Genomic DNA, 22,642 nt, shown 5'->3' with positions numbered 1-22,642 from the left:
TACCATTTTAAATAAACCCGCCGCGCGCGGGTTTATTTTTAGCTGCGGCAGATGACGCGCGCAATATCCCCAGACGTCGTCAGCGCGCGTATTTCGCTGAACAGTTCGGTGGCTTCGTCATATTCTTTACGCAAATAACCCAGCCACTGTTTGATGCGTGCCACGTGATACAGACCGGTGTCGCCCTGCTTTTCCAGATGGACATATTTTTGCAGCAGCTCAACCACCTGCGGCCAGGGCATGCGCGGCTCGTTATACTTCACCACCCGGCTCAGGTTCGGCACGTTGAGCGCGCCGCGCCCCAGCATGACGGCGTCGCAGCCGGTCGCCTGCAGGCAATCCTGCGCGCTCTGGTGATCCCAGATCTCGCCGTTGGCGATCACCGGGATGCTCAGCCGCTGACGGATCTCGCCGATCGCCGCCCAGTTGATGCGATCCGCCTTGTAGCCGTCCTCTTTGGTGCGGCCATGCACCGTCAGCTCGCTGGCGCCGGCCTGCTGCACCGCATCGGCGATTTCAAAGCTGCGGCTGGAGGAATCCCAGCCCAGACGCACCTTCACCGTGACCGGCAGATGGGCCGGCACCGCCGCGCGCATCGCTTTGGCGCCCTGGTAGATCAGTTCCGGATCTTTGAGCAGCGTCGCCCCGCCGCCGCTGCCATTCACCAGCTTGGACGGGCAGCCGCAGTTGAGATCGACGCCGTAAGAGCCCAGCTCCACCGCACGCGCGGCGTTCTCCGCCAGCCATTGCGGGTACTGCCCCAGCAGCTGTACCCGCACCAGCGTGCCCGATGGCGTGCGGCTGGCGTGACGCAGCTCCGGGCACAGCCGGTAGAACGACTTGGCCGGCAGCAGCTGATCGACCACGCGCAAAAATTCGGTGATGCACAGATCGTAGTCGTTCACTTCGGTGAGCAACTCACGCACCAAAGAGTCGAGAACGCCCTCCATCGGAGCCAATAATACGCGCATGACCAATCCCAGCTAAAAAAAGACCCGCAATGATACGGGTGAATGCCCGCGCCAGACAAGCCTCTGCGGGCATTAAAAATGCCGTCAGCCCAGCCGGCGGATCGGTTGGCCGGCGAGGAACGCCGCAATGTCCTCGACCGCCTCGGTGAAGTAAGCGCGGTAGTTGTCGTCCGCCACATAACCCACATGCGGCGTCGCCAGCACGTTGGGCAGTTGGCGAAACACATCGTCGGCCGGCAGCGGCTCCGTCTCGAACACGTCCAGCCCGGCGCCGGCGATCTTCCGCTGTTGCAGGATGTCCACCAACGCCGCCCGATCGACGATCCCCGCGCGCGAGGTGTTGATCAGGTAAGCGGTGGGCTTCATCGCCGCCAATTCATCACGCCCCACCAACCCGCGGCTGCGGTCGCTCAGCACCAGGTGAATGGAGACAAAATCGCTCTGCTCAAACAGCGCCCGTTTGGATGACGCCAGCTCAGCGCCCTCCTGCGCCGCCCGTTCCGCCGTCAGGTTTTGGCTCCAGGCCAGCACCCGCATGCCGAACGCCTGCGCCACCTTGGCCATTTGGCCGCCGATCTTGCCCAATCCCAGCAGCCCCAGCGTCTTGCCCTGCAGGGTGACGCCGAGATCCCGTTGCCACGGACCGTTGTTTTGCAGCCCGACGCTTTCCGGTACGATATGCTTCGCCAGCCCGAGCAGCAGCGCCCAGGTCAACTCCATCGGCGCCGCCGACCCGCTGCGGGTGCCGCACACGACTACGCCACGCTCGGCGGCGGCGGCCAAATCGATAGCGGCGTTGCGCATACCGGAGGTGATCAGCAGCTTCAGCTTCGGCAGCCGCGCCAGCAGCGAGGCGGTCATCGGCGTGCGCTCGCGCATGATGACCAAAATGTCGCACTCCTGCAGATGCACCGCCAGTTCCGCTTCATCGGTAAAGTGCGCGCTGATGGCGGACACCTCCACCCGATCGGCCAGCGCCGACCAGTCCGCCATCTTGAGCGCCACCTGCTGGTAATCATCGAGAATTGCGCACTTCAATTTCATCTCCGTCTCCTGGAATGTAGGGGTAGCCACCGTCCAGCCTAGTACGAAAATGGCGTTCCGCCAGGCAAAAAAAAGCCGCCCGTATCGGCGGCTTACTCTTTGAGCAATCAGGCTTATTCAGCCGGTTTGCGATTGCGCGGGCGGCGCGAAGACGGCGCGCCGGAACGGCGTTGACCGTCCCCCTGCGGGCGAGCGTTGCCGTTGCCACGGTTTTCACGCTGGCCGCCGTTCGCGTTACCGCTGCGCTGACCGCCGCCGTTACCGGAACGCTGGCCGCCGCCGTTGCCGCGCGGCGCACCGCGTCCGCCGCCCTGGCGGCCGTTGATGATCGGCTCGGCTTTGATGGTCGGATCCGGCTCGTAGCCCGGCAGCGCAATGCGCGGAATTTCACGCTTCAGCAGACGCTCGATGTCGCGCAGCAGCTTGTGTTCATCCACGCACACCAGCGAAATAGCTTCACCGGTGCGTTCCGCGCGGCCGGTACGGCCGATACGGTGCACATAGTCTTCCGGCACGTTAGGCAGCTCATAGTTCACCACGTGCGGCAGCTGGTCGATATCCAGACCGCGCGCCGCGATATCGGTCGCCACCAGCACGCGGATGCGGCCGTCTTTGAAATCGGCCAACGCACGGGTACGGGCGCCCTGGCTCTTGTTGCCGTGGATCGCCGCAGCGGTGATGCCGTCTTTGTTCAGCTGTTCCGCCAGGTGGTTGGCGCCGTGCTTGGTGCGGGTAAACACCAGCACCTGTTTCCAGTCGCCTTCGCCGATCATCTGCGACAGCAGTTCCCGCTTACGCTTCTTGTCGACGAAGTGCACGCTCTGCTCGATCTGCTCGGACGCGGTGTTGCGGCGCGCCACTTCCACCGAAGCCGGGTTGTGCAGCAGCTTGTTGGCCAGCGCCTTGATGTCGTCGGAGAAGGTCGCGGAGAACAGCAGGTTCTGGCGCTTGGCCGGCAGCTTGGCCAGCACGCGGCGGATGTCGTGGATAAAGCCCATGTCCAGCATGCGGTCCGCTTCGTCCAACACCAGAATTTCGATTTTGGACAGGTCAACCGCGTTCTGATGTTCCAGATCCAGCAGACGGCCCGGCGTCGCCACCAGGATATCGACGCCGCCGCGCAGCTTCATCATCTGCGGGTTGATGCTCACGCCGCCAAACACCACCAGCGAACGCAGGCGCAGGTGTTTGCTGTAGGCCTCGACGTTTTCGCCGATCTGCGCCGCCAGCTCACGGGTTGGCGTCAGGATCAGCGCGCGCACCGGGCGACGGCCTTTGACCGGATGGTCATGCTTGCTCAGCAGCTGCAACAGCGGCAGGGTAAAACCGGCGGTTTTACCGGTGCCGGTCTGGGCGCTGGCCATCAGGTCACGACCTTCCAGCACGACAGGGATAGCCTGACGCTGGATTGGCGTCGGTTCGCGATAGCCCTGTTCTTCAACAGCGCGCACAATTTCAGCACTTAAGCCGAGGGTTTCAAATGACATAAAGAGAAAAACTCCAGATCCCCCCTAACCTAACGGTGTTCGGTGCAGTTTCCTGGGAGGATGATCAGACGGGGCATTAAGCATGACCACGAGGGATTGGCACAAACTGCAGTGCACCAGGCGCCGATTGTAACAGAAGTCGCGCAATAAAAAGCACTTTTACGCACCTAGAGCACAATCTGCCGTAAATTCAGCATTGTCTGAAGCCGATCACATAACTCATTGTGGTTAGCGGTTGCGTTTTAGACAATCTGGCATAAAGTTAATCATATGATTGATTAACTTCGAGCGTGACCCATGCCAGCTTCCGTCCCTGTAGCGCGCCACTGAAAATACGAAACAGTGACAGCGAAAACACGAAAAACAAATATTTCGCGTTTTAAGTGTCAAACCGCCGTTTCCGGCGGTCGACTCACTTTCGCTTTAAACCTCTTTTAATCCCCCTTCAATGACGCTTCCGGCTTTGGATATGGCTGAACCTTGAACAGCTTCGAGTTGAGGCGCTTCCTCGCTCGCTTGTTGAGAAATCGAATGTAACGAAATTGCTTAAACCGATGTACCGTTGCGCGATTAAGATTGGCGCGAAGGTATTCTCCGCGTTTACCGCTGCGATTGATGGCCGTTTTGGCTATCTCGTGATACCACTCGCCGTCGAGTTCGTAGAACGTCGTGAAATGGCTACCAACATAATCAAAATTACTTGCCTGGTAGACCACGCCGAAGCGACCGCAGCGTTCGTCAGCAAATGACTGCACCCATTGCACCTGTGGGTAAAGTAATTTGATAGTTTTCAGGGCATAGCTTATCGCGCGTGATTCTGAATTGCGTGGCATGCAGTCGTGAAGCCACAGGCGATTGAGTTCCATATACTCCCGGTTAGCCGTTCCCAGCACGACGCGTGCGCCGCTGTTCGGATTGAGCGCATAGCCCCACTGCATAACGCCCACCAGTTCGCGACCAGAAAAAATCCCCAGATGTAGGTAGGAGTTATTTATGAACCGGCGGCTGTAGTGCTTGCTGGCGATAATCAGCCGGGCCAGCCAGCAGGGGATGGTTTCGACGCGTAACTCAGGCGAGCCATAGCCCACTATGTCCTGCTCATCGGTAATAGGCTCAGGCGGTGTGATGATGCGAGAGGTGTGCTTTGTTTTCCCCACAGGTTTTCTCCTTGGTGGGGCGTTCATGACGCTCGATCTCGTTAAGGGTTTTACAGCGCGGGCACTTGACTTGCAGATAGCTGAAATCCGCCCGGGCCAAAAGCCTGTTGCAATGCCGACAGCGTACATCGTGATGCATTGGATGTTGCCTCCTGCGTTGCCGATGGAGGCGGCACTATAGAATGAATCGATCGGTAATATTGATCAATATTCCGTAATTAATTCGCTACGGCGATCAATGGAGAAAAAGGTGTAACATTTTACGCCCCATCTTGATGTGGTATCCTGATAAATCAATACACAGCAGCGATCTGATGAAATGAACAAAAAACTAAGCACACTTCAAGCCATGCGTGGCATCGCCGCCTTGCTCGTGGTTTTTTTCCACTATCGTTTTTTCCTGCGCACTTCACCGCAAGACATGCACACTATCTGGGATTCACTTTTTGGGTGGGGGATCTTAGGGGTTGATATATTTTTTGTAATTAGCGGTTTTATCATGGTGTATACCACGTGGGCTTACAGCACTGGATACGCCTCATCATGCAAATTCCTGCTCAATAGATTAACACGGATCATCCCGCTTTATTATCTTGGGCTACTGGCTGCACTGTTTCTCGGCGGCGGTATGAGCACATTTCATTATGCTGATAAGGCACAAAATTTCTTCAGTGCATTAACGTTCACGGTATACAGAACAGATATTACACCTCATTACATTGACGATAGCGGTATGTATAACGTCCGCTGGACGTTAAACTATGAAATGTATTTTTATATCATTTTTGCCTTATGCCTCCTTGTTAAGCACAGAGTCATCGCCTTGATGTTATGGGCATTTTTCGCCACCTGCTTGATTCCTTTTATGTTTGGTTATACGCCGACGCTAAGTGTGAGCGGGTACCATGTTGGCACTGCCGTCTATGGTCTACTTTCCAATCCGGTTATTATTGAATTTCTTATCGGTGCGGTCAGCGCGTGTATGTACTTTGCGCTAAAAAATGCCTTTCGGAGAAAACTGCTTATCAAACCCGCTGCCGTTATTGCCACAACATTGTTTGCCATCGTTACTTGCATGGGGAGTACTGGTTTACTTTCGCCACTAAACCCACAAACGGCATGCATCATCGGATTGCTAATCCTTTCGCTTGCGCTAGGTGAACCATTGCTTGCTAAGTGGCTACCAAAACCACTGGTCTATTTAGGAGAGATTTCATTTTCACTCTACCTTTTCCATCTGACCATAGGTAGGGCGATTTTCGACCGCATTGAACACATTGCGAACAATCAATGGGAGAAATTATTATTTGCAACATTGGCGTTGCTACTGTCAATTGCTGTATCTCACATAACGCACAAATACGTTGAAGTTAAGTTCACCAACTGGCTCAAGGGAAAATTTAAAGCAAGAAGAAAAAATCCTGTAGTAAATTTTAGTTAAGCAACATATCTGGCCCATTAGGGCCAGATATGTGTTTCACGCATCTTGCTCTGGCAGAGTAGCTATCATATCCACCCAAGAAGGTCTACCATCTACATCAGCTCCGATTTGCTTTCCCTGCGGTGGTGACTGATTGAACTGTTCATACTCATCATCGGTTAGCTCGATAACATCAGATGGCCAGGATTTTTTACCCTCATAAATAGGCTTGAAAATCTCGGGATAAAACCCAAGCGTTGACGGTGAAAAATATACTTTCATTTTATACTCCCGTGGCACGAACATAAAAACGCCATTCATTTGAACCAAAACACACGTTTACGCCTGTATTACTTGGTTTTGTACCAGACACCTGGGGAGGATAGGTTGACTGGGCATTGCTTGAGTTTAGACACGTCAATTGAATGTTGAGGCAAGCTCCAGGAAATGCCATTGGGAAATTAAACCATTGTCCTTTTGGAGCGCCACCTTGATTACCTTCACAATACATCCATTGTTCAATGATCCCGGTGTCTGGATCACGTCGCCAACCATTCTCCCCTGCGCTGGCTGTGAATTTTCTACCAAAATTATTATTGAGGTAATTACTCAGGTAATCATTGCCCCACGCCGCCCCCTGTATATTGCCGTCAGAGTGCCAGGTGGTGCCGGCGCTGTTCTGAATGACCGGCCAACTGCCCCCCATATATAAAGAGCCGTTGTTGCGACATTCGAACCAGCCATCGGTGCCGCCGCCTCTCACATGGAGCCCCAGCACTGTTCGGCTGCCAACCGCCTCCAGCAGGTAGACCTCTGCAACCTGGTCACCCAGTCCCTGCATCGTCAACCCGTTTGTCTGACGGTAATCCGTGCCCCCGCTGTTGTATGAGTTGATGCCGGCTTTATAGATGGAGCTAAGGCTGTCAACAGAAAGCGAGGTGCCGATTGAAACCGCCCCCGTGGCATTATTAATGGAAAATGGCCGCAGGTTGTTGAAGTTGCCATTCTGGTCGCCCTTGTTCGTCAGCAGGAAATACGAGTTATTGGCGTCCATGCGCCACATCGAACCATAATCACCCTGAATACCACGCCAGAGGTTGGCGCTGGTTGACTGGATTTCCGAATTGGTTTTTAAAATGCCACCCAGCGTACCGCCTTTCGTCGGCAGGTAGCCTTCCCAGCCGACGAATTGGCCGTTGACATCGGTGGCGACAAAAAACTTGTTTGTCGCGCCGTGCGCGATGAACAGATAATGAATGTATTTCCCGCTCGCAGACGGCACACCCAAATCCGAGTTATTGGTGGTGACGTACAGCGTACCCCACGCAACCGGCGTCCAGGTGCTGTTTTCTACCGCCCACACACCCGGTGACGTCGGTTTGTTGGCTCCGGTAAGCACACGGGCGATGCCCAGCCTGGCGGCAAAGTTATTGCGCCAGTCTGCCGCCTGACTGGCGACTGCGGTCGGCGGATTTTTTTCAGTGAATATCCGCGTCCAGGTCACGCCGTTGGCGGCTGCGCCTGAGCGCCCCAACCAACCGTCCCCCACGCCGCTGACAGCCAGGTAACCTGTTGATGGTGCAGCGTCACATGGCAGACTGACGACACCGGCGGCAATATTTCCCGTGATGGGCGGGGCGTTCGCGGAGCTGGTGTTGACGCGGTAAAATTGCGCAATGTTGCTATAGGCGTCGGTTTTGGCGACAGGACCAAGCCCAAGGCCGAATACACCCGGACGGTCATAAGCCGCCTTTACCGCCTTGGACGTGGCCGCCAAGGTTTCGCTGGTGCTGTTCGTGGCGCTGCTGAGTTGCACGATACCCTTTTGCGTGGTGGTGGCATCCTTGATATCGGTCGTGATACCGCTGCTCACCAGCTTTTTGATGGCCAGCGTCAGCTGGTTCAGCTTCGTTTTGTCCGGCACGATACCGGCTTCCGCCAGTACGTTCAGGTGCTCGGCCTGAAAACCGTTAAACCAGTCCTGCCCCGGCCAGCTGATGCCTTTTTGCTTGTCTCCCTCGGTGAACCACAGAACAGCGTGGCTCTGCACCGGGGCCAGCGGCGGCATATCCGGCGTGCCAGAGTTGTTATCCAGAAAATACATGGCGATTCCTCATGTTGTTACGGTACCGGATGACCGGCAAGCGTTTCGCTGTAGACATACCGAAATTCCTGATGCGCCGGCTTGTAGCGGTTTAAAATGCACTCCAGCACGCCGGCGTCATACACCCGCAGGGGTGTCAGGATGTTGTCCAGCACGGTCATGTTGCGGTAGCTGATGGTGTCCAAGACGGTCACGATACTGACCCACTGCGAGTCTGCCGCCGTCGCGATATCAATCCTGAAGCCATAAGCGGCCGCCAGCGCGATATAGAACGCCCGGTTCAGACTGGGTTTCATGCGCAGCTTGTTGGCGGCGGCCGTCTGGCGCTCGTCGGTGCCGGCATCGGTCATGTCGCAGTCGGGCAGCCCCAAAAAGCGCTCCCAGTCCGGCAGCAGCCAGCGCGCCCGGTCAGGAAAACGCTCCTCCAGCAGCTGGTCGGCATCCCAGGACACGCGTGCCGTCGCCTGACTCAGGGCACCGCACAGCGATGCCAGGAGACTGTCCGGCGCTTTGTTCCAGGCCAGCCCCGATGGCAGCAACTGGAGCAGTGCACGCTGGTGCGGCGTCAGGGTTACAGCCATGTGATGGCCCCCACGGTCAGCAGCTCCTGCGCGTCGGCACTGACCGCCTGCAGCGGTGAACGCAGCTCAAAGTCGTCCAGCGTGGTGACGCCGGCTATCGCCCGCCAGAACGCTGACGGCAGCAGGGTCTCACCGGGGCGCGCCTCAAAATAAAACAGCGTCGTCAACGCCTGTTGCACCGCCGCCTGGTTATCCGGCGTGTTTGGCGCGATACGGATAGCGAACGGCACAGGCCGATCGGTGAGGGGGAACACGGTCACCACCGGCCCCTCGGGTTGCCCCGTGGGCCAGCCGGTCGCCGGGTCGGGGTGGCTCTTGATGTAAGACGCCACGCGCGCGATATCCCCGGAGCTGGGAAATATCACCGGGTTGTTGTCCTGCACAAAGCTCACCCCCACGGTGCCCGGACCTTGCCACAGCGGCACGCACCAGGCGCGCGTCACGCCCGCCACCTCACGCGCCCAGCGCTCGTAGTCGTACTGGGTGCCGCCGGACGGCGGGTATTGCACCCGAAACTCCAGGCGCGCGCGCAGCTCGGAGACCGATTCCACGTCCGCACCGCCGGTAATACCGACTGTTGCCACCACCGCCTGTTGCTGAATGCCGGCCACCGGCGTAATAAAGGTCAGTTGCGTGCCGGCCGGCGTATTGCCGTCCAGTCCCGCCGTGACCGCTTCGACCTGCACCGTCAGTGTGCCGGCCGCGCCGCTTTGCGCCTGCACCACACTGAATACCGCTCCATCCGGGCGTTGCAGCTGCGTTTGTGCGTTGACCGTCGCGGTATCATAGAGCGTCAGTTGCAGCGGGCCGGCGGCGCGGGCGGCCGGTTTGCGGATAACACCATAGAACGCGCACCACTTGAGCAATTCACCCTCGTCGGCATCGGACGGGATGATTTGCCGACTGATCCAGCTCAGGTGTTCATGTTCCTGCGCCGACAAGCCCGCCTGAGCATAAGCCAGTGCGTGCAATGTGGTTTCGTCCTGCCCCGGCAGTGAACCCGGCAGCTGCTGGGCAATATCCTGCTCAGTCTGGCTAATCAGTTGCGGCAGGGTAGAAGGTTGATACGGCATTTAAACCCCTTGTAATGACGCTTCAAAAGCCTGTGGCACCACGCTGCCATCGGGCAGCGTCAGACGAATGGCGAGCAGCAGCGCGCCTCTGGTCGGCTGGGTGGCCTCACAACGGATAGCGGAGACCAAACCGGCGCTTTTCATCCAGGCCAGCGCTTCCTCGGCGTAGGCCTGGGCGCGCGTCAGCACGCTGTCCAGCGTTTTCTCGCGCGAGAGCAACCACAGCCGGGAGCCGATGGGGCGCGTGCGAAAGCTGTCTCCCCACCATCCGCGCTGGTCGCCGGTGCCATCAGGGAGTACGTCGGACGGCGCAGCGCGCCGATCGGTAAACAGCGAGATGATCACGGCCGTTTCAATGCTGTCGTCGGTCAGCAAATCCGGCCCGTTCAGCACCAGATTGCCGCCGCCGTGCTGCCAGACAATCGCGATATCAGCCATTTTGCGGCCCTCCGGTATTGTTACCCGGGCCGTTCTCGTGGTGAGTGTGGCCGCTGTAATGCACGCCGTTGATCACCGCTTCCGGCGCACTGAAGGTGCCTTTTGAGGTGCTGGTACCGTTGACCGTCTGGCCGCCCTCGACCAACGTATCGCCCTTCACAATGAGGTTTTTCTGCACCTCGACGTCCTCGGTACATATCACTTTCGGGGTGTCGATCAGCACATGGTCATCGGCGTAAATTTCAAGGGTTTTGCAGGTCAAAATGGCGCGACCGTCTTTGGTCAGGCGCAGGCGGTGCCCCTCAAAGTGGTAAACCCCACTATCACCGGCGACCAGTGCCGTCGGACGATAGCGCCGGTCTTCGATAATCAGGGCCGTGGCCTGGTCACGCTGCCCCGCCAGACAGGCAAACACCACCTCTGCCCCTGGCAGCGGCACGCTGATTTGTCCGTACTGCTGCGGGCGCTCCACATCGTCAAACACTTCACTGTCCAGGCCGGTCAGCTGGATATTCTGCGCCTGGTAACTGTCATTGACGCCGGACACCACACCGCGACTGAACAGCAGGCGGATCCCCCGCATCACCGGTGCCAGCAGGCGCTGCATCACGTCTTCATTTTGGATCATTGAAGGTAATCCCCTGTTTTTTCATCTGCGCGTGGATAAAGCCATCCACGCCACCGTCTTCACCACTGCCGTTACCGTTCTTGTCAGGCTCGGCCGGGACAACAAATCCGTCGCGCGGGGCCAGCACCAGGTTGGTCACCGCACCGTCCTTTTTGCTCAGGGTGAACTCCACCTGACACACCAGCAGATCTTCCGCGTTCACATTGATACGCGGGGCCACCACGCGGGTGAGCAGGTTGGTGTCCCACAGCAGGCCGTTAGCCCGAAACCAGCCGCGTACTGTCGCGCTGAACCGCTCGGAGCGGGCGATAGCGCGTCGCTCCTCCCGAATGGCACGCTGACGGGCGGAGTTGGCATCAATCTTGTGATCGGCCAGAATGATCTTTGGCCGGTAACGGGTGACGCCGGTATCGTCCGCTTCGCCTTTGGGAGCGGCCAGCAGGGCGGCGGTCTTGGCATTGCTGTTGTGACCGCCCCCGCCCGAATGCCCCTTGATCAGGTACTGGCTGTAGCGATTGCGCCAGTCGTCGGTGTAGTCCGCCGACAACAGGTTGTCGCCCAGGGTGAGCGTATCGGTGCGGCTGCTGCTGGCCTGGGTAAACACCAGGTCACCCACCGCATTGCTGGTCACCAGCACCCCGCGATGGCGCGCCGCCTTGGTCAATGCATCACTGACGGTTTCCGACAGCTCCAGCGTATAGGTGGCGAACGGTTTGGCGGCAGTATCGTCATCAACCTGCCAGCGCACGGCAATGCCGAACGGCTGGCACAGTTCGTCGGCGATTTGCGCCAGCGTCCGACCGCGCCACTGACCGCCCTTATGGATGGCCGAGCAGTCCACCAGATCGCCGGTCTTGTCTCGTCCGGACAGCGTGACCTGCACGGCCGTCGCGGTGATCTTGTGCTTTACCGTGTCGAGGTAGCCGGTGATCACCCGCTGACCGTCGATGCTCAGCGCCAGCGGCAGCCCGGCGCGCAAGCTATCCGGCACCGGCTGCCCCGGCAGCATCATCTCCAGTTCAAAGCTGCCGGCCAGGTGCTCCAGAGAACGGCGCACGCTGACCGACACCCAACCGCTGAAAATGGCGTTATTGATATACAGCTCAACCTGGCTGGTCATCGATCACCTCCACGGTGTCACCGCCAGGCACAAACAGCGGGTCAGTGATGGCGTTACGGCGCACAAATCGCTGCCATGCCAGGCTGCTACCCGTGGCGCGATACAGGGTCACCAGCGCCGGCTCAGTGGTGCGAACGGACACGCGCGCAAGACCCGGCAGAGCCACGCCGCGCGTGGTTAAATCGTCAACCAGCGCAAGACGCAGGTCGCGCACCTGCATGGACGCCGGGAAATACCCGGCAGTGGACAGCGCAAACACCTGGCTGTCGAGTTCCGCCGCTAAATCGTCGGCCACGCTCGTCACGTCGTCCGCGCTTTCCATCAGGGGCACGCCGGCATTGAGCAGCAGCGCATCGGGGGCGGCCGCATTGGCGGCACTCAGTGCGGTACTGCCCGCCACGCTCGGCTGGGCGCGCTGCGCCAGGCTCACGCGCGCCACCGCTGCTGTCAGCAGTTGCGAGGCCATTTGCGTGCGGGTGACAACCACCGCAGTGGCGACGGTGTCCTGCAACAACCGGATATTGCTTTGGGTGGTGGCGGTCAGGCCCGTCATATCGCGCTGGGCATTCTGCTGTTGCAACGTATCGCGCAGGTCTTCCATCGTGGCATAGACCAGGCCGGCGCTTTGTGCGGCGATCGCCTGGTTCTGTTGCGCCTCCACGCTGTTCAGCTGGGAAGACGGTGTCGGCGACGGTGCATTTTTTTTCAGCAGCGACAAGGAGGGGGTTTGTGGCAGGGCCACCATGCCGGCAAACAGTCCCGCCATCTGCTGCGCCATGCGCCCCGGCTGGGTGATAAGGGAGCCAATATTGCCCTTGAGCTCGGCCAGCGTGCCGGCAAACACGGAGATGTCCTGCATGATCCCCAGATCGTCGATGGCATCTTCAATGGCATCAATCTGATCGCTCACGGCCTGCATCATGGCTTCGGCATCATGCAAGGCATCGCGCACCACGGCCCACTTTTGGCTCAGGGTGTCAAACACACCGCCCAGTGCGCCGTTGCCCGCGCGAGCCAGCAAGCCCGCCGTGTCCTTCTTCTCGGCGGGCGCGGTATCGTCAGCCTGCGGCACCACGGTCAGGGTAAACTCCACCGCGCGCTGTTCGGCCACGTCATAACGGCTTTCAAACTGGGCAATCAACACGTTCAACGTGCCGTAATCCGGGTGCACCAGTTCGCCCGCGCCCGGTTGACGCAGTGCATCACGCAGGGTCTGACGCTGCTTCTGGCAATCATTGCCCATCACCAGCACAGTGAAGGTAAACTCCGGCAGCTGCGGCCCCACATCGTCCGCACCGCCGCTTTCCCGCAGCGGGTACTCCCGCTTGACCACGTTACGACCGCCACGCTCGTGCTGCTCCTTAAACACCAGGAACGGCACCCCGCGAAAGCTGCCCTTGCCGTCAGGCTGTTTCATGTGTGTACCTCTTAATAGGGAACATAGTTGCTGCCGTTAAACACGTTAAGGTCAAGACCGAAGGGGTCGGAATCGTTGATATCGACGCTGCGCACCCCGAACCCGTCGGGCACGGTCAGCTCAATCTGCGCCGTGGATTTTTGCGCCTGCGGGGTGGCCTTCTTGTCATCGTCCGTGGTCCATTTGTGGTAAACGTCGCCCAGCCAGCCGCCGAGCGAGCCACCGAGATAACTGCCCAGCGTGGAGCCTATGGCCGTGCCCAGCGGGCCGGCGAGAGACCCCAATGCGCCGCCCAACGCGGTGCCCGCCACCGCGCCGATAGCATCGCCCTTGTCGTGTGCCGTGGCCTGACCGTCGAGCAATACCGGGGCTGCGGTGACCGCCGACAGCAGCGGGCCACCCAGCCGACCGAACAGCCGGCCGGCCATTCCGCCCGCCTTGCCCAGCCAGCCGAATTTGCTGCCCATTGCCGACAAACCGCGCCCCAGCGCGCCGCCCTGACCAAAGACGCGCGCGGCCATGCCCGCGCCGGGAATTTTCCCCAGCCCCCGCTTGGTCGCCCCCCAGAGTCGGCCGAACAGGCCGGGTTTGGCGGCGCTCTCGGCCAGTTCCTCGCCGGCGCTGACAAGCCCACCTAGCCGGCTCTTGGGGGTGCGACCACGACCGGGGCCGCGCTTTTTACGGCGCTTGCCGCCGCGACCGCCATCGCCGCCGTCGATAAATGGCTCACCGCCGCCGGCACCGGCAAAGCCGCCCGCCGGCCAGTTGGTGACGAACACCGGCTGTACAGCCGCCGGGTTAACGCCGGACAGGAAGTTGTAGAACCGCTGCGAACGCGAAAGCGGCGCGCCTGGCTCGCCTGGTGTCTTGCGCCGGAATGGCGAGGTCACCGCACGTCCAGCTCCCCAGGCGTAGCGGAACGGGGTAGCGGCCAGGCGAAAGGCCCCCTTGCCAACAGCCGCGCTTACCTGGATCGCCTTCTGTGCCAGGTAGACGTACAGCAGGTATTTGGCGGCGGTTTTCGCCCCCTCGGCAAATTCGTCCATCGCCTTACCGTACCCGGCATCACGCAGCTGTTTTAGCGTGTCCTGCACTTTTTTGAGCGCATCCAGGAAAGTCGTCACGCCTTGCTGCGCCTGAGTGAAGGCCCACAAGATGCCGTTACCCACGTCGGTGGCCAGACCGTCCAGCTGCCCGCTGGCCTGCGCCTGGGCAATGGTGTCCAGCACGCCGCCCAGTTGCTTTTCCATCAGCTTGAACGGCCCGGCATCCATCACCTTGAGGGCGAACTGATCCCAGTCCGCCTTCATGCGCGAAGTCATGCCGCTCCAGGTACTCATCGCCCGTTTGGCCGCCCCTTGTCCCTGTTCGGTCAGAGTCTGGTACAGCAGGCGGATGGCGTCCGGCCCGAGCTTGCCTTTCTCGCCCAACTTGCGCAGCTGTGCCACCGGCACCTTTAGCTTGCCGGCCAGCACCTGATAGGCGTTGATGCCGTAGGTGGAGAGGATGTTGGCATCCTGCCCCTGTAACTTGCCGCGTGCGAACATCTCGCGCAGCTGCAATGACGCACCTTCGATTTGCTGATGGTTCCAGCCGTGACGGCCGGCCTGATCTTCCAGCATCTGGATATAGGCCCGCGACTGGGCGTCGCTCATGCCGTAGCCTCGGGTCACGGCGTACTCTTCCAGGATCTGGTTCAGGCTCCAGGGGGCTTCCTGGGTATTTTTCTGCGCCCACTTCATTGTCTGGTCGGTGGCCGCCGCGTTGCCGTGGTTCAGCGAGGTGATGCGTACCCGGTAGCCTTCCATCTTGGCGGCCGGATCGAGAAACATGTGCTTGAAGCCGTAGGCCGCCGCGCCGCCGGTCAGCAGGCCGTACAGGCCGGATATTTTGCCCACCGCCTCACCGGCGGAGTGTTTCAGCCGGTCCAGATCGCCGGAGACCTGACGGAGCCCGCCCCGCAACGACGACAGCGCCTGGCGGGATTGCCCCCCCATCCGGACAAAACTGTTGCCGACCCCGCGCGCCGCGCCGCTCACGCCACCCAGCGCGGTTTTGCTGCTGCGGCCAAACGCGCCCATATCGCGCGACCATTCACGCGACTTGGCCGAGACATTGCCCAGCAAATCCACAATCAGCGAGGTTTTCAGGTTCTTTGGCATTATGAGGCGTTCCGCTTAATGATCTTTTCCGCTTGCTTGCAGTGCCGGTAAAGCTGTGACACGGGGAGGTTTAAGGCCCATTCCGGCCCGGATTTCGCCACCATCCCCAATATCATCGCCGCTTCTTCTAATTCATTCCGACACTGCGCCCAGTCGCCCCTTGTCACCGGCAAGCTTGCCCGCCAGCGCCGAATCCCGCAGGTTGACCGCCACCATCAGGCGCGAGAAGTCCCGCTCCGTCAGCTGGTTGACCTGGTTCATCGACAGCGGCCCCGGAATACAGCCCACGGTGGCAATCTGGCGGCGCAGCAGCGCAACCCCACGCCGGGAGGGCGACGGGATCAGTTGCGGGCCATTCGGCGTTTCCACATAGCGCTCGGCTTCTGCCTCGGCCTCAATGGAGTCTTTGGCCGTGAGCTCGCGGAAGGTGACGCGGTACTGCATCTCGCAATCGCCCTCCATGCCATACGGCAGGCCGTCCAGCAGCTGCACAAAGCCCTGTGAAAGCTGCTCGGCCAGCCCCTGCGTGCGCGGATCATCGCCATCCAGCGCGGCCCGAATCGCCTGCACAATCTCAGTGTCGTCGGCGGGGACCGCCGGTGTTTTTTTCTTGGTCGCCATCACGGATATCCTCTTTTATGCAACGCGTTTACTGGCGGCGGCGGCAAACTTGGCCGAGATCTCGCCGCTGTCGGTCAGCGAACCCGGCTCACTGCTCCAGGCCCCCATCATCATGTGGATCTCGCCCACGTCGGTGACCACCTCAACGGTGACGTTGGTCCAGTTGTTCACATCGGACACGGACACGCTGCCGCCACCGGGGAACTTGCACTCAAGCGTGGCCTCCTTGGGTTTTTGCTTGTAGCCGTAAATACGCGCTCCCTTGACTACTTCACGCTCAAACCCGGCCGGGCTGAAGGTGGCCCCCTCAAGGGTCTCGTATTCCTGGCCGTTCACCCGAATGGTGGCAACGCCCTGGTATTGCTTGCTCATGCTTTACCCCTACAAAATGAACCGCAGCTGGGCGGCAAAGATACGGAACTGGTTCACCAGGTCAGGGGTGGCCAGCACATCGAGGCGGTTGCGGTCATCTGCGTTGCGCTCCACAATCAGGTTGTCCTTGAAGGTCTCCAGGTTCTCGACCAGCCCCTTGTCCACCCATTCCTGACCCAGCGCCAGCAGTTGGGTGCGCATGATCTCCGGCGTGACAATCGGCTGCCCCGGGGCGACCGGCGTACCATCGTCCGCCAGCTTGTAGCGCGGGAAACGCTGGGTGATAAAGGTGCGCAGCGAATAACGCAGGTACGACAGCGTGTAGACCGTTTCGATATCGAGGTAACTCGGGTCGGGGTCGCCGTACGCGTTGGTGCGGTACATCGTGACCTGACGCTCCACCTGCGGCACATCCCCGCTGGCCACGTTCACGGTGGCAATGCCGTCATACAGCAGATTATTGCGCTCCTCGCGCGTCAGCCGGTCCGCCAGTGCGGGAGCCATACGCCGTGGCAGCGCCAGGGTTTGCAGAGGACGCGCCGGATCAATAGCCAGCGACGGGGCGCAGGTGGCGCACAGCGAGGTCGCCCAGAGGTAATCCGCTTCCGGCGCACGGGAAATGGCGCTACAGGTGGACAGAAAATCATTGCGCGACAGCCCGAACGCGGTGATGTCTCCCAGCGTCCCGGTGTGCGCCATCCAGACCACGCCGTCCGACATCTTGACGGGTCCCCAGCGCTTGAGCAGCTCATCGCCCAGCACCTTGAGGTTGGTCGCATCGCGGTACGGCATCACCACATAGTTGTATTGCCGCTCGCCCATATTGGCGACCGAGTCGGTGATATCCGGGTTATCCGCCCGACTGTCCGGCAGCGCAAACGCCACCGCCAGGCCAGGCGGCGTGGTTTCGCCGTCGTAGTAGTTCAGTCGCAAATCAGGCACGGAGCCGGCACCGGTAAAGCGTGCCGTCAGCGTCACCACGCCCGCCGCAGCAGCGGCCGTGACCGGCAAATCTGCCCGGGCATTGATGGCGGCGGCCAGCGCGGTCGCCAGGTCGGCCACCGTCTGGCTGGCGGTCACGGCGACCGGGACGCGCACGCCGCCAATGTACAGGCGCAATACGCCGTTGTCGGACGGGGTGCCGGTCAGCGTGATTGTCCCGGCCGCCGCTGCACCGGTGCCGGCTCCCTGAGCAATGGCGTACAGCTCGGTGTCCGGGTTGATGGCAATAAACTCGGCGAGCATCAGAGCAATCATCGAGCCACGCCCCCACAGGTCACTGCCCTGACTGGCGCGGGAAATCCGCACCGGGGTATTGAGCGAACCCGTCCCCTGTACCTTGCCGTCACCATCCACCACCGCCTGGCCGAACACCAGCACTGCCTGGTGCGGCTGCGGCGTGCCCACGACCGCCATTGAGTTGTTAAACTCAATGTAGGTCAGCGGGATACGGTTATCATTACCGATGGAATCAAAGCTGATTGTCATGCTTCATCCTCTGTGTTGCCCCGGAGTGCCTCAGAGGCCGGCAGCGGTTGCGGGGCTTTGGTTTTTTTCTGGGGTGTCGGCGTTGCCAGCAGCACATCGGCAGCCATCAGGCGACGCGCCCAGAACGGGGTGCGGGGCTTGCTCTCACCGTCCGCACTCAATAGTTGTTTGGTCACCGGGTCACGCACGGCGCGCCCCGGTGCCGGTTTGATAAAGATCTCGGTCATAAGAACAGGGCTCCAATCAGCAAAAACCAGGGCCAGGCGGTATTGCCGGCCACCGCCAGGCCGCCGGCGATCAACAGCAGTAATTTACCCATCGAGGTTCTCCGTGGCTGACGGCAGGTCAATATGCGCCTCAAAAGGCGGTGTACCGTCCGGCTCGCCAAAGGTTTGATAGTGGCGCAAAAAATCATCCAGGGTGTTCAGGTCCGTCAGCGGGGCAAACTGCTCCTCACAGGAGAAGTAGACGCCGTACATCGCAACCCCGGATGCGCCCTGCGCATCGGTATAGAGGTTCTGCGCCTGAAGGTAACGCATCGGGGTGGGCGTGCCGGGGGAAAACCCCTCCAGCCCGCCGATCAGCAGGCCGACCATCTGATAAATCCCCATCCGGTCGGACTCGTGGCCGTTCAGTACCTGGCCGCAGACGTAACACACCCAGCGGCTGTCCATGCGGCTGCGGGTACGGCCGCGCTCACCGCCCAGCCAGGCGACATAGACAGCCGGCGCGGTGATAAGCAGCGACTGGAGAGCCTTGTCACTCCAGTCCCCCGGGTGGGTGTCCACGCGGCGTACCCGGTTGCCAAACAGCGTGGTGATACGGGCCAGCAGGGCGTTTTCAGTCTCGGCAATCATCAGACAAACCCCTTTTGGTTGCGGCCAAACACCGCTTTCTCCGCATACACCACCGGCAGGTCGCCACTTTCCGGCACCCGATCATCGCTGTCGGTGCCGATGGCAATCTCGCCGCGCTTCACGTCCGCCAGCCAGCGCAAAGCGTCCTTGTAACGTTGCACCACCTGATCCGTGGCGCGCTCGTCGTTGAGGTAGTAGTACGCAATCGTGCAACACTGCTGCATCAGCACACGCGGCACCACCGACAGCGGCAGCAGGTAACGGCCAGACAGGTAGCTGTCAATCAGCGCGCTGGCATCCATCAACGCCTGATCCAGCTTGCGCTCGTCCGGTAAAAAGCCCTCTGGCGTCTTCACCTCAATCAGCGTGTCGACTTTGTCGCCGTAGCGCTCGCGCAGGTCAGCGGCGGTGGCGTAATTCATGGCTGCGCCCCGGCCAGTGCGGCGTCAATCCGCGCCTTGGTGACGGCCGTGCCCAGGGCCTCGCTGACGGCGGCGACCTTCGGCGCGCCCCCCTGGGTAAAGGCCTCTGGCGGCAGTGCGGCAATGACGACCAGAATGTCGGCGTCGCTCACATCACCGCCCAGATCAGCACCGGGTGCTTGCTGCTGTTGCCCCGATCCCATTTCGTCAGGTGCTGACGCTGGCGGGTGAACCGGCACCACAATGAGGCATGGGTCCGCCTGTAACCGGGCCAGCACGTCCGGCGCGACACGCTCCAGTACCTGGCGACCGCGCGTGAAACGGATCCCGGCGCGCATGTAGGTCTCGCGCGGGCAAGTGATCGCCACCGTGACGCCAGCCAGCGTCCCGCCCGGCGCAGTGACTGCGCCATCCTGCGCCACAGGGGCATCAGCGCCTTCATGGCCTGACACAAGGTGTTCAGTGGTGTCTGACATAACACTTCAAGCTCCTTTCAACGGGGATGAAAGGCGGGTTGAACCCGCCTTGAAACCGGATTACATCCAGCTGGCAACCACCAGTTCCACCTTGCCTTTCAGTTCGTTGGTGGTGGTGCCTTCTTCGCTGGCGGTCAGCTCGCGCTCCAGCAGCTTGGTCGCTACATCTTCCAGCGCCGGCGGCACTACCAGCACCGACGGGCGCAGCCCCAGCGGACGGCCGCCATCGGCTTTGCGGTCGGTAATCGCCTTCCAGGCTTGCCAGAAGAAATCGCCGGTCAGCGGGGATTTCATCATCTGTGCCATCTGCCAGAAGCCGAAACCGACGTTGCTGCGCAGGGACGCCCCGAACACAATCTGGTTGTCGGTGAACGTCACCCCAACCTGCGGGTCGGCCTGCATCACCAGCTCGGGCTTGCGGCGATCCTGATAAATGACCGGTTTGATCACGCGGGTGCAGTCCATCAGATACCAGGCCGGGCCGGTGTAATCGGCGGCCGGGTCGCCCACCTGGGCGGTGAACAGGTTGGATACCGGCGTCATCGCGCCGGTGCCGTCGACCTTCTCGTACACCGGGTGTTCGGCATCAAAGAAGTTCTGGCCGTCGTAGCAGGCGGTCTTGTCGCCCTGCGCCAGTGCGGCAAACACCAGCTCGTCCGGGAAGCAGGCTGCCGCACGGCCCATCTCCTGGAAGATCGGGGAATAAACGCCCAGGATGTCGTCCTCGAAGTCGTCGCGCGAAATCGCGACCGAGTCTTCCCAGGTTTTGTTGCTGATGCTGTAGCCATGAACCGCCATCTGCTGCATGACGCGGGGACCTACCCACTCGCGAAAGTGCGGGAACTGCCCCAGCCAGCCAAAGGTGTTGGAGCGGGACGTGGACGGCACGGTCATCGCAATCCGCTGATACTGTGACGGGGCCATGCCCAGCCCGTTCTGAAAGTCACTGCGGTAGCCCGTAAACAGAGCCTGGATCATCTGCGGGGTGGTCGGTGTCGACATTATTTAAACTCCTCTTTGGCTTTGCGGAACTCGTCTTCGCTCTTGCCAAGCAGCTTCGCAGCGAGCAGGTCTTCCGCCGACAATGCGGTGGTCTCGGTGGTGGCCGGTTTCGTGATGGTGCTGGTCTGCAACGTGGTCAGCGCCGTAATGGGTGGGCGCGCCTCAAGCTGCGCCGATAGCGCCGCCACGCCAATCTGGCCGCCGAGTTGTTCCAGGTAGGTGCGCTCGGATTTCAGCACGCGCCCGTCCTGTTCAGCCTTGTCCAGCACCTGCTCCAGCGTACTGGTGCCGAGTCTGGCGCTCAGGGCGGCATACTCGGTGCGCAACGCGTTGTAGGTGTCGGCCGGGACGTACTGTGTCAGGTCTACCGCACCGCCGGTCGGTGCGGCCTGTCGGGCGGTGGTCAGCTCGCTGGACAAGGTGGCGACCTGGGTTTTCAGGTCGTCGTGGGCATCGGCCTGGGTCTGCAGCGTGGTCAGGGCGGACAGTGCCGCCGTGCCGATGGCGTCGGTAAACTCGCCATCGTCAGGCACGGTCAGCCCCAGCGCCGCCAGCAGTCGGCGTAAGTGCTCATTCATGGGGGATTGCTCCAGGTTGTCGGTGGAAACAACGATCAGATCGCCAGCACTGAGCGTGGCAACAGGGTTCATCCCCGTGATGGCGGGATCGTTAGTGAGAGACGCGATGCGAATGGCGGCCGGCTCGCCGGTGTCCAGGTAATACTCCAGACGGGCGGAGAGGTAGGCGTATTCGCGATTGTCGATGTGTGCCTGCGCCGCAGGCGTCCATTCGGGCTTGATAAAGATGCCTTGCCCCTCGCGCCACGCCACGTTCTCCGGCTTGACCCAACCGGCCGCCAGCGCTTTCACGCCGGCCTGCTGGGCAATTTCGGAGTGGTGGTCGTAGTCAATCAGCAAGGGCTGCTTGAGTGCGGCCAGATTGGCCTTGATGCGCTGGCAGGCTGCCTGGTTAATCAACCAGCCGGCCGCCGGTTTCTCCGGTCGGCCATCGCGCGCCTTGACGCGCCCGGCGGGCAGCAGCTGACACCACCCGTCATCCGACTGGGCCAGCGTGGCTGACAGCGCCGCCGTGGCGGTGTGGCGCAATGAATGTTGAGGGGGCGTGTGTGTTTTCATGCCGACAGTGTGCCGGATGAGGGAAAGCGTGTGGGTTTACGGTAAGTTAGTCATTTTTCAGGGGGGGGAGAAAAAGGTTGGCGGGCGACAGCCAGCATAACCCTTTTCAAAACCCTTTCAAATCGCGCTGAGCGTTTTCAAAAAAATTTCCGGGTAGCGATGCCGCCCTTTAGCCGTTCGTCTCGTCTATGGCCTTCTCATAGCGTTTTTTGATGTAGTCGAGAATTTCCCGCTCAGCCACCTTGTCCAGTCCCATATACGGCCGAGCCGGAATGGCTGCCGGCCCCGGCCGCATCCCCGGCGTGCCGCCCCACTGGTGAATGGCGGCATACGGCTCGTTCGAGCCAATCAGCGCCCAGGTCGGGCCGTAGTCGGTGGTCATCGCCCGCGCCAGGTTACCATTGAGCGTCAGTATCTTGATGGGGCTGTAACCGTGCTTTTCACGCCAGGCAATATACGGGTCGCTCAGCGCCCGCCAGGGCTGACCGGTCTCCGGGTCGGTCTGGGTTTCAAACGCCCGCTCTGACGACGACAGCAGGCAGCCGGCCGCCACGCGGGTAATGTCTTTGCGGCCGGCGTCGCCGTCCAGCGCCTGAAGGTTGAGGAACGCGCGCTGGAGCCGGCGCACATCCACCACCACGGCAAGATCAATCTCGGGCATATTGC

Annotated in this window: 25 protein-coding genes; 1 reads left to right on the top strand and 24 read right to left on the bottom strand. The window is 60.7% G+C overall.

Annotation, left to right across the window (positions count from 1 at the left end; genetic code table 11):
• Positions 1-38: 38 nt before the first annotated feature.
• The 5 genes from dusC to ADK28_RS30715 all read right to left on the bottom strand — a co-directional run bounded on the left by dusC (position 39) and on the right by ADK28_RS30715 (position 4,798).
• Positions 39-971, bottom strand: a complete 933-nt coding sequence (gene dusC, locus ADK28_RS26550; RefSeq protein ID WP_028127658.1) for a tRNA dihydrouridine(16) synthase DusC — start codon at positions 969-971, stop codon at positions 39-41.
• Positions 972-1,055: 84 nt separating this feature from the next.
• Positions 1,056-2,015, bottom strand: a complete 960-nt coding sequence (locus tag ADK28_RS26545; protein ID WP_033641036.1) for a D-2-hydroxyacid dehydrogenase family protein — start codon at positions 2,013-2,015, stop codon at positions 1,056-1,058.
• Between the two features lie 113 nt (positions 2,016-2,128).
• Complete coding sequence (rhlE, locus tag ADK28_RS26540) at positions 2,129-3,502, bottom strand: ATP-dependent RNA helicase RhlE (RefSeq protein WP_048797125.1); 1,374 nt, start codon at positions 3,500-3,502, stop codon at positions 2,129-2,131.
• Between the two features lie 434 nt (positions 3,503-3,936).
• On the bottom strand, positions 3,937-4,686 hold the full coding sequence (locus ADK28_RS26535) for a protein mom (RefSeq protein WP_152929750.1): 750 nt from the start codon (positions 4,684-4,686) through the stop codon (positions 3,937-3,939).
• Positions 4,616-4,798 carry a Com family DNA-binding transcriptional regulator gene (locus tag ADK28_RS30715; protein ID WP_075202156.1) on the bottom strand — a complete coding sequence of 61 codons (183 nt, stop codon included), beginning with the start codon at positions 4,796-4,798 and terminating at the stop codon, positions 4,616-4,618. Before ADK28_RS30715 ends, ADK28_RS26535 begins: the two co-directional genes overlap by 71 nt.
• A gap of 180 nt (positions 4,799-4,978) precedes the next feature.
• Between ADK28_RS30715 and ADK28_RS26530 the strand changes: the two genes are divergently transcribed.
• Complete coding sequence (locus tag ADK28_RS26530; RefSeq protein ID WP_048797123.1) at positions 4,979-6,100, top strand: acyltransferase family protein; 1,122 nt, start codon at positions 4,979-4,981, stop codon at positions 6,098-6,100.
• Positions 6,101-6,136: 36 nt separating this feature from the next.
• Here ADK28_RS26530 and ADK28_RS26525 read toward each other — a convergent pair whose 3' ends face one another.
• From ADK28_RS26525 to ADK28_RS26435, 19 genes are all read right to left on the bottom strand, one after another.
• On the bottom strand, positions 6,137-6,361 hold the full coding sequence (locus ADK28_RS26525) for a hypothetical protein (RefSeq protein WP_048797122.1): 225 nt from the start codon (positions 6,359-6,361) through the stop codon (positions 6,137-6,139).
• A 1-nt stretch (position 6,362) separates the two neighbouring features.
• The gene (locus ADK28_RS33465; RefSeq protein WP_048797121.1) at positions 6,363-8,183 is read right to left on the bottom strand and encodes a tail fiber protein; all 1,821 of its coding nucleotides are present in this window, start codon (positions 8,181-8,183) and stop codon (positions 6,363-6,365) included.
• Between the two features lie 17 nt (positions 8,184-8,200).
• Positions 8,201-8,764, bottom strand: coding sequence for a YmfQ family protein (locus tag ADK28_RS26515; protein WP_048797120.1), 564 nt, complete (start codon positions 8,762-8,764; stop codon positions 8,201-8,203).
• Positions 8,755-9,837, bottom strand: a complete 1,083-nt coding sequence (locus ADK28_RS26510; protein ID WP_048797119.1) for a baseplate J/gp47 family protein — start codon at positions 9,835-9,837, stop codon at positions 8,755-8,757. The genes ADK28_RS26515 and ADK28_RS26510 overlap by 10 nt, the downstream gene beginning before the upstream one ends.
• Positions 9,838-10,275, bottom strand: a complete 438-nt coding sequence (locus ADK28_RS26505; RefSeq protein WP_048797118.1) for a phage GP46 family protein — start codon at positions 10,273-10,275, stop codon at positions 9,838-9,840.
• Positions 10,268-10,903 (bottom strand): phage baseplate assembly protein V, encoded by a 636-nt coding sequence (locus ADK28_RS26500; RefSeq protein WP_239686283.1) that lies wholly within the window; start codon positions 10,901-10,903, stop codon positions 10,268-10,270. Before ADK28_RS26500 ends, ADK28_RS26505 begins: the two co-directional genes overlap by 8 nt.
• Entirely contained in the window at positions 10,890-12,023 is a 1,134-nt protein-coding gene (locus ADK28_RS26495; protein WP_048797117.1) for a phage baseplate assembly protein, read from the bottom strand. Before ADK28_RS26495 ends, ADK28_RS26500 begins: the two co-directional genes overlap by 14 nt.
• On the bottom strand, positions 12,007-13,440 hold the full coding sequence (locus tag ADK28_RS26490) for a DNA circularization protein (RefSeq protein ID WP_048797116.1): 1,434 nt from the start codon (positions 13,438-13,440) through the stop codon (positions 12,007-12,009). The genes ADK28_RS26495 and ADK28_RS26490 overlap by 17 nt, the downstream gene beginning before the upstream one ends.
• Before the next feature lie 11 nt (positions 13,441-13,451).
• Positions 13,452-15,602, bottom strand: a complete 2,151-nt coding sequence (locus tag ADK28_RS26485; protein WP_048797115.1) for a tape measure protein — start codon at positions 15,600-15,602, stop codon at positions 13,452-13,454.
• A gap of 132 nt (positions 15,603-15,734) precedes the next feature.
• Positions 15,735-16,223, bottom strand: coding sequence for a hypothetical protein (locus tag ADK28_RS26480; RefSeq protein WP_048797114.1), 489 nt, complete (start codon positions 16,221-16,223; stop codon positions 15,735-15,737).
• Between the two features lie 15 nt (positions 16,224-16,238).
• Positions 16,239-16,595: a phage tail tube protein gene (locus ADK28_RS26475; protein WP_048797113.1), complete on the bottom strand. Its 357-nt coding sequence runs from the start codon at positions 16,593-16,595 to the stop codon at positions 16,239-16,241.
• Between the two features lie 9 nt (positions 16,596-16,604).
• Positions 16,605-18,083, bottom strand: coding sequence for a phage tail sheath subtilisin-like domain-containing protein (locus ADK28_RS26470; protein ID WP_048797112.1), 1,479 nt, complete (start codon positions 18,081-18,083; stop codon positions 16,605-16,607).
• The gene (locus ADK28_RS26465) at positions 18,080-18,310 is read right to left on the bottom strand and encodes a DUF2635 domain-containing protein (protein WP_048797111.1); all 231 of its coding nucleotides are present in this window, start codon (positions 18,308-18,310) and stop codon (positions 18,080-18,082) included. Before ADK28_RS26465 ends, ADK28_RS26470 begins: the two co-directional genes overlap by 4 nt.
• Positions 18,311-18,394: 84 nt before the next feature.
• Positions 18,395-18,940, bottom strand: coding sequence for a phage protein Gp37 (locus ADK28_RS26460; RefSeq protein WP_048797110.1), 546 nt, complete (start codon positions 18,938-18,940; stop codon positions 18,395-18,397).
• On the bottom strand, positions 18,940-19,362 hold the full coding sequence (locus ADK28_RS26455) for a gp436 family protein (protein WP_048797109.1): 423 nt from the start codon (positions 19,360-19,362) through the stop codon (positions 18,940-18,942). Before ADK28_RS26455 ends, ADK28_RS26460 begins: the two co-directional genes overlap by 1 nt.
• Positions 19,359-19,838 carry an HI1506-related protein gene (locus tag ADK28_RS26450; protein WP_053091622.1) on the bottom strand — a complete coding sequence of 160 codons (480 nt, stop codon included), beginning with the start codon at positions 19,836-19,838 and terminating at the stop codon, positions 19,359-19,361. The genes ADK28_RS26455 and ADK28_RS26450 overlap by 4 nt, the downstream gene beginning before the upstream one ends.
• Before the next feature lie 60 nt (positions 19,839-19,898).
• Entirely contained in the window at positions 19,899-20,840 is a 942-nt protein-coding gene (locus ADK28_RS26445; RefSeq protein WP_048797108.1) for a Mu-like prophage major head subunit gpT family protein, read from the bottom strand.
• Positions 20,840-21,976: a phage protease gene (locus ADK28_RS26440; RefSeq protein WP_048797107.1), complete on the bottom strand. Its 1,137-nt coding sequence runs from the start codon at positions 21,974-21,976 to the stop codon at positions 20,840-20,842. The genes ADK28_RS26445 and ADK28_RS26440 overlap by 1 nt, the downstream gene beginning before the upstream one ends.
• Before the next feature lie 169 nt (positions 21,977-22,145).
• Entirely contained in the window at positions 22,146-22,637 is a 492-nt protein-coding gene (locus ADK28_RS26435; protein ID WP_048797106.1) for a phage virion morphogenesis protein, read from the bottom strand.
• Positions 22,638-22,642 lie beyond the last annotated feature (5 nt).

It is taken from the genome of Serratia sp. 506_PEND, assembly GCF_001076875.1.
Lineage (GTDB): Bacteria > Pseudomonadota > Gammaproteobacteria > Enterobacterales > Enterobacteriaceae > Serratia > Serratia marcescens.
The sequence above is the reverse complement of the archived record's forward strand: the minus strand, read 5'-3'. Positions and strand labels throughout refer to the sequence as shown.

Excerpts from the sequence above, each read along its gene's own strand:
- dusC (WP_028127658.1), bottom strand. The coding sequence starts at position 971 with ATGCGCGTATTATTGGCTCCGATGGAGGGCGTTCTCGACTCTTTGGTG.
- ADK28_RS26545 (WP_033641036.1), bottom strand. The coding sequence starts at position 2,015 with ATGAAATTGAAGTGCGCAATTCTCGATGATTACCAGCAGGTGGCGCTC.
- rhlE (WP_048797125.1), bottom strand. The coding sequence starts at position 3,502 with ATGTCATTTGAAACCCTCGGCTTAAGTGCTGAAATTGTGCGCGCTGTT.
- ADK28_RS26535 (WP_152929750.1), bottom strand. The coding sequence starts at position 4,686 with ATGAACGCCCCACCAAGGAGAAAACCTGTGGGGAAAACAAAGCACACC.
- ADK28_RS30715 (WP_075202156.1), bottom strand. The coding sequence starts at position 4,798 with ATGCATCACGATGTACGCTGTCGGCATTGCAACAGGCTTTTGGCCCGG.
- ADK28_RS26530 (WP_048797123.1), top strand. The coding sequence starts at position 4,979 with ATGAACAAAAAACTAAGCACACTTCAAGCCATGCGTGGCATCGCCGCC.
- ADK28_RS26525 (WP_048797122.1), bottom strand. The coding sequence starts at position 6,361 with ATGAAAGTATATTTTTCACCGTCAACGCTTGGGTTTTATCCCGAGATT.
- ADK28_RS33465 (WP_048797121.1), bottom strand. The coding sequence starts at position 8,183 with ATGTATTTTCTGGATAACAACTCTGGCACGCCGGATATGCCGCCGCTG.
- ADK28_RS26515 (WP_048797120.1), bottom strand. The coding sequence starts at position 8,764 with ATGGCTGTAACCCTGACGCCGCACCAGCGTGCACTGCTCCAGTTGCTG.
- ADK28_RS26510 (WP_048797119.1), bottom strand. The coding sequence starts at position 9,837 with ATGCCGTATCAACCTTCTACCCTGCCGCAACTGATTAGCCAGACTGAG.
- ADK28_RS26505 (WP_048797118.1), bottom strand. The coding sequence starts at position 10,275 with ATGGCTGATATCGCGATTGTCTGGCAGCACGGCGGCGGCAATCTGGTG.
- ADK28_RS26500 (WP_239686283.1), bottom strand. The coding sequence starts at position 10,903 with ATGATCCAAAATGAAGACGTGATGCAGCGCCTGCTGGCACCGGTGATG.
- ADK28_RS26495 (WP_048797117.1), bottom strand. The coding sequence starts at position 12,023 with ATGACCAGCCAGGTTGAGCTGTATATCAATAACGCCATTTTCAGCGGT.
- ADK28_RS26490 (WP_048797116.1), bottom strand. The coding sequence starts at position 13,440 with ATGAAACAGCCTGACGGCAAGGGCAGCTTTCGCGGGGTGCCGTTCCTG.
- ADK28_RS26485 (WP_048797115.1), bottom strand. The coding sequence starts at position 15,602 with ATGCCAAAGAACCTGAAAACCTCGCTGATTGTGGATTTGCTGGGCAAT.
- ADK28_RS26480 (WP_048797114.1), bottom strand. The coding sequence starts at position 16,223 with ATGGCGACCAAGAAAAAAACACCGGCGGTCCCCGCCGACGACACTGAG.
- ADK28_RS26475 (WP_048797113.1), bottom strand. The coding sequence starts at position 16,595 with ATGAGCAAGCAATACCAGGGCGTTGCCACCATTCGGGTGAACGGCCAG.
- ADK28_RS26470 (WP_048797112.1), bottom strand. The coding sequence starts at position 18,083 with ATGACAATCAGCTTTGATTCCATCGGTAATGATAACCGTATCCCGCTG.
- ADK28_RS26465 (WP_048797111.1), bottom strand. The coding sequence starts at position 18,310 with ATGACCGAGATCTTTATCAAACCGGCACCGGGGCGCGCCGTGCGTGAC.
- ADK28_RS26460 (WP_048797110.1), bottom strand. The coding sequence starts at position 18,940 with ATGATTGCCGAGACTGAAAACGCCCTGCTGGCCCGTATCACCACGCTG.
- ADK28_RS26455 (WP_048797109.1), bottom strand. The coding sequence starts at position 19,362 with ATGAATTACGCCACCGCCGCTGACCTGCGCGAGCGCTACGGCGACAAA.
- ADK28_RS26450 (WP_053091622.1), bottom strand. The coding sequence starts at position 19,838 with ATGTCAGACACCACTGAACACCTTGTGTCAGGCCATGAAGGCGCTGAT.
- ADK28_RS26445 (WP_048797108.1), bottom strand. The coding sequence starts at position 20,840 with ATGTCGACACCGACCACCCCGCAGATGATCCAGGCTCTGTTTACGGGC.
- ADK28_RS26440 (WP_048797107.1), bottom strand. The coding sequence starts at position 21,976 with ATGAAAACACACACGCCCCCTCAACATTCATTGCGCCACACCGCCACG.
- ADK28_RS26435 (WP_048797106.1), bottom strand. The coding sequence starts at position 22,637 with ATGCCCGAGATTGATCTTGCCGTGGTGGTGGATGTGCGCCGGCTCCAG.